The organism is Neisseria subflava (genome assembly GCF_005221305.1).
GTDB lineage: Bacteria > Pseudomonadota > Gammaproteobacteria > Burkholderiales > Neisseriaceae > Neisseria > Neisseria subflava.
The window spans coordinates 575,331-592,076 of record NZ_CP039887.1 but is presented as its reverse complement, the minus strand read 5'-3'; the positions used below and the strand labels follow the sequence as shown (position 1 = coordinate 592,076).

Annotated in this window: 7 protein-coding genes and 1 CRISPR repeat array; all 7 genes read right to left on the bottom strand. The window is 52.0% G+C overall.

Annotation, left to right across the window (positions count from 1 at the left end):
• Positions 1-59 precede the first annotated feature (59 nt).
• On the bottom strand, positions 60-239 hold the full coding sequence (locus FAH66_RS11190) for an HD domain-containing protein (RefSeq protein WP_003685447.1): 180 nt from the start codon (positions 237-239) through the stop codon (positions 60-62).
• 57 nt (positions 240-296) lie between these two features.
• A CRISPR array of direct repeats spans positions 297-10,274; the repeat unit is 32 nt; unit sequence GTTTCAACACACAGCCGCCTGAAGGCGGCTGG.
• A 189-nt stretch (positions 10,275-10,463) separates the two neighbouring features.
• Positions 10,464-10,757, bottom strand: a complete 294-nt coding sequence (cas2, locus tag FAH66_RS02895; protein WP_003685729.1) for a CRISPR-associated endonuclease Cas2 — start codon at positions 10,755-10,757, stop codon at positions 10,464-10,466.
• A gap of 74 nt (positions 10,758-10,831) precedes the next feature.
• Positions 10,832-11,845, bottom strand: a complete 1,014-nt coding sequence (gene cas1c / locus FAH66_RS02890; protein WP_137040622.1) for a type I-C CRISPR-associated endonuclease Cas1c — start codon at positions 11,843-11,845, stop codon at positions 10,832-10,834.
• A 625-nt stretch (positions 11,846-12,470) separates the two neighbouring features.
• Positions 12,471-13,127 carry a CRISPR-associated protein Cas4 gene (cas4, locus tag FAH66_RS02885; protein ID WP_137040621.1) on the bottom strand — a complete coding sequence of 219 codons (657 nt, stop codon included), beginning with the start codon at positions 13,125-13,127 and terminating at the stop codon, positions 12,471-12,473.
• A 14-nt stretch (positions 13,128-13,141) separates the two neighbouring features.
• Positions 13,142-13,981 carry a type I-C CRISPR-associated protein Cas7/Csd2 gene (gene cas7c / locus FAH66_RS02880; RefSeq protein WP_137040620.1) on the bottom strand — a complete coding sequence of 280 codons (840 nt, stop codon included), beginning with the start codon at positions 13,979-13,981 and terminating at the stop codon, positions 13,142-13,144.
• 21 nt (positions 13,982-14,002) lie between these two features.
• Complete coding sequence (cas8c, locus tag FAH66_RS02875; protein WP_137040619.1) at positions 14,003-16,006, bottom strand: type I-C CRISPR-associated protein Cas8c/Csd1; 2,004 nt, start codon at positions 16,004-16,006, stop codon at positions 14,003-14,005.
• Positions 16,003-16,740 carry a type I-C CRISPR-associated protein Cas5c gene (gene cas5c, locus FAH66_RS02870; protein ID WP_137040618.1) on the bottom strand — a complete coding sequence of 246 codons (738 nt, stop codon included), beginning with the start codon at positions 16,738-16,740 and terminating at the stop codon, positions 16,003-16,005. Before cas5c ends, cas8c begins: the two co-directional genes overlap by 4 nt.
• Positions 16,741-16,746 lie beyond the last annotated feature (6 nt).

Genomic DNA, 16,746 nt, shown 5'->3' with positions numbered 1-16,746 from the left:
TCATTAATTAAAGTTATCTAGCCTAAGAAAGAGAACAACAGCTTATACTTTGGAATTAACTACAAAGCAAGCATTTTTGCAATTTTCGCTCCGGCGGTAGCATGATCGACTGATGGGCCACCATACAATCGGCGGTTAAAGGCTTCCGAATGTTTCCCTAAGTCATGAAGCTGTCCCGTTTGGCAGGCAATTTCCTGCGCACCGAAGAAGAGTAGCCTGCTTGGACGATATTTGAACATACAGCCACCCAAAGGCGGCTGACGGAATAGGTCGTCATAGAGTTCGTAGTTACTAGAGTTTCAGCACACAGCCGCCTGAAGGCGGCTGGAAAATTATTCCTAACCTGCCTATTCCAGAAGGCGTTTCAACACACAGCCGCCCGAAGGCGGCTGGACAAACCCTGTGATTACGATCAATAGTGCATATAGTTTCAACACACAGCCGCCCGAAGGCGGCTGGTTGATAATACAATTACGAGCCGGCCATTCTTTTAAGTTTCAACACACAGCCGCCCGAAGGCGGCTGGAGATCATTCTGTCTTTTTGAAGATTGATACAGAGGTTTCAACACACAGCCGCCCGAAGGCGGCTGGCCTTCCTGCCCACCAGCCGAAAGCGTGTTTTTTTGTTTCAACACACAGCCGCCCGAAGGCGGCTGGGCCCGAAAAACGGCGCGGCGGCCACGCTCTGTTTGTTTCAACACACAGCCGCCTGAAGGCGGCTGGAGCCTTCTTCAGTAGTGGTATAGGCAATATTGCGGTTTCAACACACAGCCGCCTGAAGGCGGCTGGATTTAAATGCGGCAGACCGTGCCGCGCGGTTTATGTTTCAACACACAGCCGCCTGAAGGCGGCTGGGTTGTTGATTTCAATAGCTAAAACTTCTAAAGATGGTTTCAACACACAGCCGCCTGAAGGCGGCTGGATAGGTTATTTCCGAAATCTCCTAAAGCAAGTACAGTTTCAACACACAGCCGCCTGAAGGCGGCTGGGGACGGCCATCACGTCGGCACCTGCGACCACGAGCCGTTTCAACACACAGCCGCCTGAAGGCGGCTGGGTGGAGGCGATTGCCGACGCCATGACCGGGCAAAACGTTTCAACACACAGCCGCCTGAAGGCGGCTGGTGCGGAGACGACAATGGCTCGCTAGGTATCGGCCCGTTTCAACACACAGCCGCCTGAAGGCGGCTGGCAAGTTTCGGCTTATGCAAAAAATTTAGGTGGTATGTTTCAACACACAGCCGCCTGAAGGCGGCTGGCCGCGCCCTGACGCTCTCGCAACTCTTCGGTACGGTTTCAACACACAGCCGCCTGAAGGCGGCTGGCAACCTCTTACGCTATCAAGGCGCATTGCACAAAGTTTCAACACACAGCCGCCTGAAGGCGGCTGGCCTTGTTCATGCCTGCTCTTGTTGCCTACCGCATGTTTCAACACACAGCCGCCTGAAGGCGGCTGGGCGTCTGCCCGCAAAGACGTTTAATCACAAAAGGTTTCAACACACAGCCGCCTGAAGGCGGCTGGTTTCCAACCCGTTAAGAAAGGCTGATTGAATGCAGTTTCAACACACAGCCGCCTGAAGGCGGCTGGCAGTAACCGCTTGTAATTGTGGCAAGCCACAATGTGTTTCAACACACAGCCGCCTGAAGGCGGCTGGATTTGGTCGGCCTTTTGGGGCTCGCTGGTATTCCCGTTTCAACACACAGCCGCCTGAAGGCGGCTGGGGATTAGCGCATCTTTCCCATTCGACCATACGCCGTTTCAACACACAGCCGCCTGAAGGCGGCTGGAACGATTAACCCAAGATGCCTTAGGCAGGACGGGTTTCAACACACAGCCGCCTGAAGGCGGCTGGGTTGCTGTCTTTCCAGCTTTCGCTCGTGGCTACGGTTTCAACACACAGCCGCCTGAAGGCGGCTGGATCTAACGTGAGCCGACCCACTCGCGCATTTGCGGGTTTCAACACACAGCCGCCTGAAGGCGGCTGGGTTGTACAGCGTGATGTGATGCCCCCATAGGTTGTGTTTCAACACACAGCCGCCTGAAGGCGGCTGGTTTTGTGATCTCTTTAAGCGGTGTACCTTGAGATGTTTCAACACACAGCCGCCTGAAGGCGGCTGGCCCTGATACCGCGCTTAGTGCGCCGTACACCCCTGTTTCAACACACAGCCGCCTGAAGGCGGCTGGGTTACCGCCTGATGAAAATTAGAAAGGTGCGAAGATGTTTCAACACACAGCCGCCTGAAGGCGGCTGGGGATACACCCGTAGCATCCATGCCTTCATGCGCTGGTTTCAACACACAGCCGCCTGAAGGCGGCTGGGGATTGATACCTGCGTTTACAAGGGCGTACTTTTGGTTTCAACACACAGCCGCCTGAAGGCGGCTGGAATCATCGAGACCATCGCCAAAAAGCACAAATACGTTTCAACACACAGCCGCCTGAAGGCGGCTGGATTTATTTAAGATCTAAGTCTTTTTTGATTTTTTGTTTCAACACACAGCCGCCTGAAGGCGGCTGGCCATAACAAGGGGCGGGGAATTGGGCTATCAAAAGTTTCAACACACAGCCGCCTGAAGGCGGCTGGGTGCGCCCCTTCCAGGCTAAAAACCTGCAGGGTGTTTCAACACACAGCCGCCTGAAGGCGGCTGGGTGCGCCCCTTCCAGGCTAAAAACCTGCAGGGTGTTTCAACACACAGCCGCCTGAAGGCGGCTGGGATCTAAAAGAAAACGGCGTTTCAGATTTTGGTTTTGTTTCAACACACAGCCGCCTGAAGGCGGCTGGAAGTAGTAGGCCTCTTGTTTATCCAAGCCTGTTCTGTTTCAACACACAGCCGCCTGAAGGCGGCTGGAGCACTTGCAAGCATGGCGAACATTCATGCTTCTGTTTCAACACACAGCCGCCTGAAGGCGGCTGGGTATCCTGTAAGTATTCCGTTCCCACCGGTAAGCAGTTTCAACACACAGCCGCCTGAAGGCGGCTGGATATTCTGGTTTGTAACCAATGTTTTTTGTAAACGGTTTCAACACACAGCCGCCTGAAGGCGGCTGGTTCGACCTTTTTGGCTTCTTCGCCATATTCACACTGTTTCAACACACAGCCGCCTGAAGGCGGCTGGCAGATGAAACGGATTGGACGACGAGCCGTATGAGTTTCAACACACAGCCGCCTGAAGGCGGCTGGAAACCGCCTTAAATTTAAAACTAATTAAGGAGCTGTTTCAACACACAGCCGCCTGAAGGCGGCTGGTTACGCCGATGGTTACGATTGCAACGGCAATGCCGAGTTTCAACACACAGCCGCCTGAAGGCGGCTGGATTCATAAAGGGTACGATAACGTTCGACCGCTTCGGAGTTTCAACACACAGCCGCCTGAAGGCGGCTGGCTGCAATGATGGTTTTCAGAACCGTCAATTCGATGTTTCAACACACAGCCGCCTGAAGGCGGCTGGCCAATGTTTATGTAGGTGGCGCATTGCTGGCCTACGTTTCAACACACAGCCGCCTGAAGGCGGCTGGCCGACTATTAACTTATAACATCCAAAAAGTATCTGTTTCAACACACAGCCGCCTGAAGGCGGCTGGCTATTAACAAATCCATTTGGGCTAATCTTAGCTGGTTTCAACACACAGCCGCCTGAAGGCGGCTGGGATACGATATAATCAGTCGCAATTTCACTTGACTGTTTCAACACACAGCCGCCTGAAGGCGGCTGGATAAAATTTTGACGATTTAATGCGTTATTGGGATAGTTTCAACACACAGCCGCCTGAAGGCGGCTGGTTACTGGGCGCTTAAAAAAATGGAAGACCAACGCAGTTTCAACACACAGCCGCCTGAAGGCGGCTGGAGTGACGATTTTGAGCAAATATTCCAAATTATAAGTTTCAACACACAGCCGCCTGAAGGCGGCTGGGCTTGAGCAAGGTTTGGTTCACGTAGATATGAAGTTTCAACACACAGCCGCCTGAAGGCGGCTGGTTGCCGACTTGACCAGTTTGGGTGTCGATATTGCCGTTTCAACACACAGCCGCCTGAAGGCGGCTGGCAATTGCCTTTGATTTCCCTTGTGTGAATCCAGTGTTTCAACACACAGCCGCCTGAAGGCGGCTGGGACCATATCAGCAAACATTGCGGCGCACGAATGAGTTTCAACACACAGCCGCCTGAAGGCGGCTGGTTAACCATTTCAGTCATTTCAAAATCTCCAAAAGGTTTCAACACACAGCCGCCTGAAGGCGGCTGGAAAACAGCCTGTATAATGCATTCATTGGTTAGGCGTTTCAACACACAGCCGCCTGAAGGCGGCTGAACAATGTTTATTACACCCAAAAGCCTACTTATGTTTCAACACACAGCCGCCTGAAGGCGGCTGTGCCTTGCATTGCCTCATGAGCGTTTAACTCTTTTGTTTCAACACACAGCCGCCTGAAGGCGGCTGGTGCCAAGCATTACCAACATTAAAAGAGGTTAAAAGTTTCAACACACAGCCGCCTGAAGGCGGCTGGAAAAGCAGTTACCGAGTTATTAAACGTGCCAAGCATTGCGTTTCAACACACAGCCGCCTGAAGGCGGCTGGCTGCAATAGGTAAGGCCATATTGGCCGGTATTAAGTTTCAACACACAGCCGCCTGAAGGCGGCTGGTATACGGCAAGCCGTATAGCATAATTTAGGAGCAGTTTCAACACACAGCCGCCTGAAGGCGGCTGGAATTGCCCATATTGCTAACGCGGTAAATACTAAATGTTTCAACACACAGCCGCCTGAAGGCGGCTGAACACACGTTAACTTAGATTAACATTACTATTGTGTTTCAACACACAGCCGCCTGAAGGCGGCTGGTATTGTGTAAACAATAAAAAGTATTTAAACATTAAGTTTCAACACACAGCCGCCTGAAGGCGGCTGGAACGGCAAGTAAAAGACCCTCGACAAGCGTATGGCGTTTCAACACACAGCCGCCTGAAGGCGGCTGGGTTTTAACGTTCTGGACGGTCAATATGCTGGTCGTGTTTCAACACACAGCCGCCTGAAGGCGGCTGGGAGTATTAGCCATTTTAAGCTCCTTAATTAGTTTTGTTTCAACACACAGCCGCCTGAAGGCGGCTGGAACGCCTTAATTTACTAAAACTTATAGGAGTATTGTTTCAACACACAGCCGCCTGAAGGCGGCTGGTTTCTCCGGATTTTTTGCTCGCCGATTTTTTTTTTGTTTCAACACACAGCCGCCTGAAGGCGGCTGGGATGGTGCCCAATTCGGACACGCCGTCGCCGTCGTGGTTTCAACACACAGCCGCCTGAAGGCGGCTGGGTACAGGGTGCGGACATCGAAGATACGGGTGTATGTTTCAACACACAGCCGCCTGAAGGCGGCTGGTAAAGCTCGACAAGCTGTACCCATACGAACAATCAGTTTCAACACACAGCCGCCTGAAGGCGGCTGGCGCCAGTGCCAACATTGCATCGCGACGTTCAAGGGTTTCAACACACAGCCGCCTGAAGGCGGCTGGCGACGGACGCGCCCAAATTAGGATTCGTAATGTAGTTTCAACACACAGCCGCCTGAAGGCGGCTGGTGTCGCAAACTGCCTTAACAATGGCGCAAAATTCAGTTTCAACACACAGCCGCCTGAAGGCGGCTGGGCCCTCAATGGGCTGATTTACTCATTCAGGGCTTGTTTCAACACACAGCCGCCTGAAGGCGGCTGGATTTGCGTTATTACGGCTTTAAACATAAGCGAATGTTTCAACACACAGCCGCCTGAAGGCGGCTGGATGGCGGAGTTCGGTTAATTCTTGGATATAGGGCGGTTTCAACACACAGCCGCCTGAAGGCGGCTGGGTAAAACATCATCTGCTCGATATGCTTTTGCGGTAGTTTCAACACACAGCCGCCTGAAGGCGGCTGGGCCTGCCAGTGCAGCGACCGGCTGGGCGTTTTCAATGTTTCAACACACAGCCGCCTGAAGGCGGCTGGTCGTAGCCACGACGTTGCAAGGCTTGGTCACTTGGGTTTCAACACACAGCCGCCTGAAGGCGGCTGGCTATTTGAGCCGTTGCTAACCCTAACCCACGCTAGTTTCAACACACAGCCGCCTGAAGGCGGCTGGGTAAACCGCCCGCCTAATACCCAAATATTTTTTAGTTTCAACACACAGCCGCCTGAAGGCGGCTGGCGAGCCGGTCGCCGGCGCGGTTTACACCGGTGCGGTTTCAACACACAGCCGCCTGAAGGCGGCTGGACCGACTAGCCCAAACAACCCAAACAAGCCTAAAGTTTCAACACACAGCCGCCTGAAGGCGGCTGAGCAGCATAACAGATAGGGAGCGGCGGCAATTAGTTTCAACACACAGCCGCCTGAAGGCGGCTGGCCCAATGCGTGCCTGTCTCTGCAGGTGCTGACCCAGTTTCAACACACAGCCGCCTGAAGGCGGCTGGCAAGCATGCTTGTCTTGTGCATATTTGCATACATGTTTCAACACACAGCCGCCTGAAGGCGGCTGGCAAGCATGCTTGTCTTGTGCATATTTGCATACATGTTTCAACACACAGCCGCCTGAAGGCGGCTGGTGATTACACTAATTACAGGCGTTCCCGGCTCAGGGTTTCAACACACAGCCGCCTGAAGGCGGCTGCTGCTATAGCTAAGGCTATTTTGGCTGCTATTAAGTTTCAACACACAGCCGCCTGAAGGCGGCTGGCTTTGTAGATTGGCATTGGTCTGTTGGCTCTATTGTTTCAACACACAGCCGCCTGAAGGCGGCTGGCGGCTTTGACCGTGCTGAAATTGAGGACGGTACTGTTTCAACACACAGCCGCCTGAAGGCGGCTGGAAGTGAAGCGCGCCGAAGTCGGCGAAGCGGTGTGGTTTCAACACACAGCCGCCTGAAGGCGGCTGGTGTAGTTTGCTACAATTGTTAAAACAACTGATTGGTTTCAACACACAGCCGCCTGAAGGCGGCTGGGGCAAGGGACTACAAGGCAGGCGGCTGTAAAGGCGTTTCAACACACAGCCGCCTGAAGGCGGCTGGGTTCTAATAAGGCTGCGTACTGAGCAGCCAAAGCCGTTTCAACACACAGCCGCCTGAAGGCGGCTGGGTCTGAGTTTCAGACGACCTTTTTTATTTGGAGAACGTTTCAACACACAGCCGCCTGAAGGCGGCTGGCTGCTGGTTCTCGCAAATGGCGAGAACAGCTAAGGTTTCAACACACAGCCGCCTGAAGGCGGCTGGGTCATCTTCTGATAGATGTGGCTTCGGCGGTTCAGGTTTCAACACACAGCCGCCTGAAGGCGGCTGGCTAAAAAAGAGCTTGGCTTTACTGGCACTTTTGAGGTTTCAACACACAGCCGCCTGAAGGCGGCTGGCAGGGCGTACTTCGCTTTGTTTTTCAGATTTTGGTTTCAACACACAGCCGCCTGAAGGCGGCTGGATGAATGCGCCGTCTTCCCTGCCGCGTCTTAGCGGTTTCAACACACAGCCGCCTGAAGGCGGCTGGTCAAAAAACTATTGAAATGCTTGATACTATTGGTGTTTCAACACACAGCCGCCTGAAGGCGGCTGGATGGCTATGCCTCATTAATGGGCGTGTAGCTATTGTTTCAACACACAGCCGCCTGAAGGCGGCTGGCCAAGCTCTTTACTGGTAACCCCTTTGTAATAGTTGTTTCAACACACAGCCGCCTGAAGGCGGCTGGCAATGACATACGAGGACGAGTTAATCCAAATTGAGTTTCAACACACAGCCGCCTGAAGGCGGCTGGACCCCAAAATAAGTCCCCTTTTATTTCGTTTTGCGTTTCAACACACAGCCGCCTGAAGGCGGCTGGCTATAATCGGTCTTTAAAAATTAGCTTATCAATTGTTTCAACACACAGCCGCCTGAAGGCGGCTGGTTGTTGGAGTTTCATTTTGACCATCTCGAGAGATGTTTCAACACACAGCCGCCTGAAGGCGGCTGCTCATTAACGGGCAAACCCTCGCTACACTCACTAGTTTCAACACACAGCCGCCTGAAGGCGGCTGGCATATTGTTGAGTTTGCACTGCAACAGGAGCATGTTTCAACACACAGCCGCCTGAAGGCGGCTGGCATTCTGCAATTTCAGACCAGTTTTTCATCACATCGTTTCAACACACAGCCGCCTGAAGGCGGCTGGGGGATTATTGCGCCAATAATCCAAAAGTTGAAATGTTTCAACACACAGCCGCCTGAAGGCGGCTGGAGACGGCATATCTCCTAAATCGCCCGAACTATCTGTTTCAACACACAGCCGCCTGAAGGCGGCTGGAATAAATTGCTCCAATGGCTCGCCATAAAATAGCGTTTCAACACACAGCCGCCTGAAGGCGGCTGTTTCCAAGTCGTTGCGCCGTTGTTGTTTAACACTGTTTCAACACACAGCCGCCTGAAGGCGGCTGACGATGGCAGCCTCAATAAGGGCGATCACGGCCGTTTCAACACACAGCCGCCTGAAGGCGGCTGGGCGAACAGGCCGCGTGATTTGAGCCAGTCTTTGCGGTTTCAACACACAGCCGCCTGAAGGCGGCTGGCCGTATCGCCGGCGTAGGGTAGCGGTATCCGCCCGTTTCAACACACAGCCGCCTGAAGGCGGCTGGACCTAAGTTTGAACGAACGTCCAAACATTTCCGTGTTTCAACACACAGCCGCCTGAAGGCGGCTGGAGCCCATTTTGAGTATACTGCCCAAAAAGCTGAAGTTTCAACACACAGCCGCCTGAAGGCGGCTGGTTTTATTGATTTTCAAAAGGATTAAATGATGACTGTTTCAACACACAGCCGCCTGAAGGCGGCTGGCTTCTGCCGTTGTGTTGCCGTTGGAGTCTTTGCCGTTTCAACACACAGCCGCCTGAAGGCGGCTGGTGTAGTTACGGTAGACGCAGCATCATAGGATAGAGTTTCAACACACAGCCGCCTGAAGGCGGCTGGCCGTGATATTCGCCATTTAAGCTGCTCCAAAGTTGTTTCAACACACAGCCGCCTGAAGGCGGCTGGGATACACAAGTCCTTGATCAAGAAACATTTTTAAGTTTCAACACACAGCCGCCTGAAGGCGGCTGGATCACAACTACCGCCATTCAAATCGAAATTACACGTTTCAACACACAGCCGCCTGAAGGCGGCTGGATGATATTCATGATTTTTTCCTTTAAGTGAGTTGTTTCAACACACAGCCGCCTGAAGGCGGCTGGGGCTCGGTATAACCGCCCAATTTAGCCGTTTTAAAGTGTTTCAACACACAGCCGCCTGAAGGCGGCTGGTTATTGTATGCGTGGTTATTATTGCGGTACTAACGTTTCAACACACAGCCGCCTGAAGGCGGCTGGCGGTGTGATTTTTGACTATACGCGCGTTTTTATTGTTTCAACACACAGCCGCCTGAAGGCGGCTGGATTCGGGTCGGCTCTACCTGCCAGCGTTGAGATGTTTCAACACACAGCCGCCTGAAGGCGGCTGGACTACATTGCTTTATGCAGGAGCAAACCGCAAACGTTTCAACACACAGCCGCCTGAAGGCGGCTGGACAGCTGCCATTATAGCTTTAGCTATTGCTACGTGTTTCAACACACAGCCGCCTGAAGGCGGCTGGTCAGAGACTGCTCATCTTCGTTTGTCAGGACTAAGTTTCAACACACAGCCGCCTGAAGGCGGCTGGCTGCCCACTCCTTCTGAGCAGGCAGCAATTTGCCTGTTTCAACACACAGCCGCCTGAAGGCGGCTGGGGGATAAATTCGTCTTCCGGGTAGTCGATGTAGTCGTTTCAACACACAGCCGCCTGAAGGCGGCTGGCCTTGATACCGTGCGCCTCCATGTTTTTGGCAAAGTTTCAACACACAGCCGCCTGAAGGCGGCTGGGTCGGCGCGGTTGTGGCTGATGACGGTACCGTTGCTGTTTCAACACACAGCCGCCTGAAGGCGGCTGGTCCTGATAAGCCGCCTCACACCCCACTTCTTGATCGTTTCAACACACAGCCGCCTGAAGGCGGCTGAAGGACTTCTGTGTCTCTCATTTTTAAACGAAAAGTTTCAACACACAGCCGCCTGAAGGCGGCTGGACCCTAAAACAGGCATTTGGAAAGTTGATGTACAGTTTCAACACACAGCCGCCTGAAGGCGGCTGGTCGTCTTCTTTGCGTTTTCTGTCTGCTTCATACTGTTTCAACACACAGCCGCCTGAAGGCGGCTGTAACGGCGGATGGCAGATTTGTACGTCCTTACAAGTTTCAACACACAGCCGCCTGAAGGCGGCTGGTACCCCTCTTAAAAGCCTTGCTCCGTCAAGTTTCGCAGCCCCGATTTCGCTAAGCTCCCAAGAAAAGCGTGAACGCGAGTATAACACAGCCTTTTCCGTTACACCCGCATTCGCAATATCCTGATTGTTAAAGAACAATCCCAATTCGCCAACCCTGCCGCATTTTCATGAGAACCGTAGGTTGGCGATTTACACAATCAACGTATCCTTAAACACATCCACCGCTGGTTTCGCGCCGTGGTGTTCCACTTTGCGCCGCCATTTGCTGCCCAGATGGTAAAAGCGCAGGCTGTCGGTTTCAGGGTTGTAGGTTTTCAAAAGTTTGTCTTTTAAAACAACCCATTGGTCGGGCGCGATGTCGCATTCGAACACTGAATACTGCACGCGCACGCCGTAGTCCAGACACAATTTCGCCACGCGTCGCAGCCTTGCCTGTCCTTCCGCGTCCTCCAGCGAAATATCGTAAGTAATCAGCATCAGCATTTTGTATTCCCATGTGCAGGCTGCTTTAGAGGTCGTCTGAAAGCAGCCAACCCGTTTTCAGACGACCTGCAAACCTATCTCATCAAAAACGGCGGATATTCCGCCAAATCACCGCGCAAGTGCCGCGCCAACAGCATCGCTTGAATATACGGCAGTAGCCCGATTTCCACCTCTTCACCCAAAAACGGATGAACGATTTTCTCCTGCTTTTTCGCCTGTAATGCTTGGAACAACAGCTTACGCGCATCGGCTTTTAAGCTTACCGCGCCACTCGCCTCGGTAACAAAATCCTGCGGTTTGATTTGCCCTCGATTGATCAGCGACAACACTAGCCTGTCTGCCCACCATGCGCGGAATTCTTCCAAAATATCCTGCGCCAAACTGTCGCGCCCCGGTCGGTCGGCGTGCAGAAAGCCCACCTGCGGATCCAGCCCCACGCCTTGCAGCGCGCCGCTGATGTCCTTGCCCAAGATACTGTACACAAACGACAACAGCGCATTCACTCCGTCTCTGGGCGGACGGCGGTTGCGCCCGTCAAAAACAAAGCTGCTTTTTTCGCTCAAAAGCTGCCCGAACACGCCGAAATAACGCGCCGCCGCATCGCCCTCAATGCCGCGCACCACGTCCAGCTCCGCCGCGCTCTTCAACTGCCGCAGCGAAATGTTCAAAGCATCGACCGCACTTTGAATCGCCGCATTCTCACCATAATTACGAATCTGCCGCTGAAGCACCCGCTTACCCGCCTGAATCTTCGCCGCGATGATATTGCGCGCAATCGGCACGGGATTTTGCTCCGACACCCGATACTGCGCCCGACGCAGCAGCACATTACCGCTCTGCCGCCCCTGAAGTCGCCCCAAGAAACGCCCGTTTTCGGTAAAAAACGCCAAATTCACATTATTTTCACCGCAAAACCCCAGCAAAAACGGCGACACCAGCACATTCCCAAAACAGAAAATATGCCCGATGGAATGCACCGGCAACTGCGCCACCTTTTTACGTTCCTGCTCCACTACCAACGTCTCCCGCTCCTTATGCAGATAGCTGCCTTGGGTGGTGATATAGAGCGTGTTTTGCAGTTTGCGCATGGGGACTCCTTAGGGGTTGGGCGCACTTTTTTGGGTGTTTAACAATATTGGGCTACCTGAAAGCAGCGGATAGGTTGTGTTAGGTAGGATGCTTTAACCCAACACAATAGCTTAACTTTTCTAATTATAGATTTTCAAACAACCTTGGTTAAGCATTTCGGCATTTTGTTGGATTATGTCTACGAGCTAACCTACTCTTACCACATAGACCAAATAAAAGTAAGTACCGCCCCCGAAAAGAGGCAGTACCACTAAATCAAAATCAAATAAGAAATAATTAAGGTTTCAACACACAGATATAAAATACCTGAATTCATAAAATGATATTCCTAGATACCGCCTCCTTTAAAAGGAAAAATACCAACTTAATCATTAACATATACTTTATATTCAAAAAAGTATAAGAAAATATTCACATATCCAATAGACAAGCATCACAATTACAACCACTGGAAAGTGAATAATCTGCCTAAAACCCTTAACACAAAATAAAAGTTCATCATTATCTTTCTTTTTTAGACGAATTTCCCAGCCAAGTTTGTTTCTATTAGCCATTCTCTATTTCTCCTGTCATAAGATTTACAAGAGTCCATAATAAGCTATCTCAAATCATTCGTCAACTTCCTTAAATATTTATTATATATAATCCCTCCACATACCCCACACTCCTATCACGTTTACCCAGCAACTCCGGCTGGCAAATCTCTACCAGCGAGCAGGCTTTGCAGCGTTTGCTGTAGTCGGGCGGCGGGGTTTGGCCGCTGTTTAGGAGTTCGCGCACGGCGGCGATGGTGGCGAGTGTTTGGGCGCGCAGGTCGTCTGAAAACACGACGGGAACGCGGTGGCGGGTTTGCATATACCACAGCGCGCCCTCAGAGATGGTTTGCTCCGTCATTTCTTCCAAACACAAACCTTGGGCACAAAGCTGAATTTCGTCCATCGGGTCGGGTTTGGGCTTGCCGCGTTTGTATTCCACAGGTTTCAGACGACCTGTTTTCGTGTCCACTTCTACCAAATCCAACACGCCGCTGATACCCAGTTTTTCCGCAGACACATGCACCGTCCGCTCAAAACGCACGCCCTTGCGCGTTTCCGGTTCGCCCGAATCCACCCGCTCGTGCAGCGCTCTGCCCTGAGCGGTCAAATAATTCTCCGCCCACGCCTGCTCGTTGTGAATCAAGGCACATTGACGCGGGCAGAAGGCGTAGTGTTGCAAGGCGGAAAGGGGAATCGGGCGAGAGTCCTGATTTTCCCCTTGGGTATCGGTTAAAAGTGCGGTCATCTTTTTGAATGTTTTTAGAAGCCGTCAATTTCCTGCGGAATTAGACCATCAAGTTTTTCCAGTTTATAGCTGCCATCGACATTCACTTTCAGGCTGCCGTGCACTTTGGCGGAAGAGTATTGCCCTGCTTTGCTGTTGTGTTCCCACCAGATAAGTTTCAACACCTGCATGCTGCCTTCGGGGCGGGCGGATGATGCGTCTCCTTCAAAGAGTTTAGTGAGTACGGCTTTGATTTTTTTGGCATCGTCATCTGAAAAACCGGTGCGCTCGGCAAGCTGCGGCGACATCGCGCCGAAGGCAACGTACACGCCCTGATCTACGCGGTGTTTCATGCCCATGGTGTCAGAGGATTTTTTCGTGCCGTCGCCTTCGCCACTGACGCTTTTGGTGATCTGGGTGCTAGTAATGTTTATCGGCTCGACGCTGAATGCGGATTGAATGGTAACCGGGCCGCGCACAGCGATGGATATGCCGCTGCTACCTTCGCCGCTGAATGCGAAAACCTGTCCGAAACTGCGCACGTCCAGCCATTTTTCGCAAGCTTTTTTGGCAGTGTCGTCTTTGTTGGCTTTTTTTGCATTAAAGGCATCCGCACCCAAGCCGACATCTTTGTCTTTGGCGCGGTTGGCCAGGCTGGTCATGCCATCGGTTTTCTTTTCGTCCGATTGCACAAAAATGCTCTCACCGCTGTCTTGCAGGCGGTCGCGGATTTTGCGTTTCAGGCACACGTCGGTCATTTCACCAAAACCTTGGAAATCGGCACGCGGGCGGTTGCCGTTCAAAGGGTCGCCGTTGGGGTTGGCGTTGGTTACTTTCAGGATTAAGGCGAAGTCGATTTTTTTGGTTAAGCTCATTTTGGTTTTCCTTTAAATGGGTTATTCATGGGTTTTGGATTTGTTGGCGGAAAGCTCGGCAATACGGCGGGCAATTTCCATTTTTTGGCAGTGGTAGCCCAAGAGAAATTCGCCGCTTAATTTGTCGTCGCAGGTGAAATCATCGGTGGCAAATAATTCCATGATTTCGCCAATTGCCTGTGCACCGGTATCCTTGCCGTTGTTGCGCAGGCGTTCTTGATAGGGTTTCAACGCCAGCTCGATATTGCGCCATGTGGCAAACGGATGCTCGGCAAAACGCTGCATATAGCGTTCAGCGGTAGTGGCGCGTTTTTCGCCTGCCAAATACAGGGCGTAGGATTCGGTGTTTTCGGCGACGGCAAGCAGCCTGCCGTACAAGTAGTCGCGTGATCGGTTTTGGGTATCCAAGCTCATAGGGTAAGTTCTCCGTTGTGATAAATCGTGATGACGGGCGCGCCAGCCTTTGTATAGGGCACAGGCAACGCCGATGTTTCTTTGCCATTCCCAGTTTTCGCAGCCATTAGGATTGCAGGCTGCCTGAAAACTTTGACGCATCAAATCTTCAGGAATCGGCACGGATGTTCCGCCTGCGATAACAGGCAGAAGTCGGGCGTAAAGCTGTTTTTTAAGCGTGTCGGACAAGGATTTGCCGTACACGGCTTCGGCAATGCTGTAAGGTGACGGCGGGACGAAAGCCCAAAGGGTTTTCTTTTTATCTGATTTTTTAGCATTCGGTTGCTCAATGCTGTAACGCTGATACCAGGAAAAATCATCAATCCATGCATCCAAATTGGCGAAATAGTCGGCAGGCAGAAATTCTTGGTAATAAGTCAATGCCATACGACCTGGCGTGGCGGAATCGAGCATAATCAGGGAGATTTGTTCGTGGGCTTTCAATTCTGCCTGATAGCCGTGCAGTTTCTTTTTGATGATTTGCGCAGCAGCACGCCCGATATTTACCGACCAATCTGGGGCTGCTTCCGAATTTTCAGGTAGCCTTTGCGCGACGGCTTCATCGGGTTTTTCAACCGCACTGATGTCCCAGTTTTCCATATCCGACCAATCCAGTTCGGTGGAAATATCTTTCATCGGCGACGGGACGGGTTTGCCGCTGATTGCCCAGGCGACGGTAACTTGATCTCCGTTTCGGATGCCTTGACGGGAAATCAACCAACGCAGAGCGCTGTGCGCCTTGGCGGACACGTCTGCCGATACGCTGGCGGCTTCTTCAGCGGTAGCAAAACGCCCGCGAAAGGTGTAGCCCGCTGTATCGTTGGAAGAAATCAGCTTGGCTTTATCGCCCGTGTGGCGCAATTTGGCGGGGTGCATGGTGGAAATGACGGCTTCTTTGCCCTGCACCAAGCAAAAGCCTTTTTCGGCTTTTTCCGAAGCGGCGTAATCCGCCCAAGATTGCTGTATGGTTTTGTCCGTCCAAGTTTGGCTGTGTACGTCGCCCGCAATTTCCACCTGCCAGCAAACCAATGCTGAACCGAATTCGATTTCGCCTTTAGTTTTGGGTAGCACCGAGAAAATCGACGGTGCATCGCCTTCTGTTTCCCATTTGTTCAACACTTTGCCCTCCGAATCAAGCGGAAATATGCCTGCTTTCACCAGATCAGCAACCACCCGACCTTTGGCAACATAGTTCAACACAGCCTGCACTTTGGGATGTGTAAAAGGCGATTCGCACCATGCTTTGAGTTGTTTCAGGTAGCCGTCAAAATAGGCTTTCTTTTCGCCGCCGTAATCGGCGTAATCCTTGGCAACATATTGGATTTTGTCGGCAAGCGGATGCGGAGCTTCGCCGCTAGTGCGGTTTTCAGACGACTCGGTGGCAGGCAGCAGAATCGCCGTTTTCGGCGGCATAACGCGAGCCGTCTGGAAATTGCCCTGACCGTCAATCGCGATAACGATATGCGCGTTTTGGATGGTATGCCCGACCGGCGTCAGTGGCTCGGCATGATCGGTAACCCCCTGTTCCAAAATGCTTTCATAAGTTCGATAAAGTTTCTGCATCCAGCTCATAATCCCAGCTCCTTGGCTTCGTCTTCCACAGGCTTGACATTTTCGCCGCGCTTGAACGGTTTTTCAGGCTGCATTTTGCGGATAAATCGGGTTTTTAGACGACCTTCTGTATCGTCGATGCTTGGAAACTCAATCCTACCCTTTTTCATATTTGCCATCCAAAAACGGCTGACCAATTCGGGCTTTCCGGTTTCTTCGGGATAGCCAAAACTGTGGAACATTAAACCAAAATCTAAGTTGTCGATTTCATCATAAAAGCCTGCTTTTCCATCTCGACTTGGGCTGCCAAACTCGCAAGGCTCGACATAGCCTTGGCAATCGCGCGTGCCGAGAAAAATATCCTGCCGCCCGCCGCGTTCCAACATTCTTCTGGCAATGGCGATATGTTTGCCGAAATTACGGTCGCCAGCCAATTCTTCCCAATGCTCGTTCCATTCAAAATGAGCTTCCACTTGGTATTCTACGTCCTGCAAAAAGGTGTAAATCGCCAAAGTGTTGCCGCCGTTCCAATCCAGCGGTTTGGTGGATTTGCTTTGGGTGCGGATGGGCTTCATTACGCGGATGCGGTCGATATGCCATATCAAAGTTGGCTTCCAGTAAATGCTTTTGACAATGCCTTTAATGGCTTCGTATGTCGGCACTTGATAGCTGAATTTTTCACCACCGATTTTGGTAACTGGGTCGGTAAACAAGGCTTGCCGCCCCCATACGCGGAAACTGATTTTGCTGTCCATATTGCT